Raw genomic sequence first — 257 nt, forward strand, 5'->3', positions numbered from 1 at the left:
ACTACTACACCTTCCACCAGCATCAGCGCCAGCTGCGCTGCCACCACTGCGACAGCCAGCGGCCGGTGCCGCACCAGTGCCCGCAGTGCGGCTCCACCCACCTGGTGTCGGTCGGCGTCGGCACCGAACAGCTGGAGCAGGAGCTGGCGCCGCTGTTCCCCGATACGCCAATCACCCGCATCGATCGCGACACCACCAGCCGTAAAGGCGCGCTTGAGCAGCACCTGGCGGATATCCATCGCGGCGAAGCGCGCATT

1 pseudogene is annotated in these 257 nt (G+C 67.3%); it reads left to right on the forward strand.

Going from position 1 to position 257, the window contains the following annotated elements:
- Positions 1-257, forward strand: a pseudogene (locus MJX74_RS21625) (primosomal protein N'); the annotation flags it as partial.

It is taken from the genome of Rheinheimera hassiensis, assembly GCF_022436675.1.
In the GTDB taxonomy this organism is placed as follows: Bacteria; Pseudomonadota; Gammaproteobacteria; order Enterobacterales; family Alteromonadaceae; genus Alishewanella; species Alishewanella hassiensis.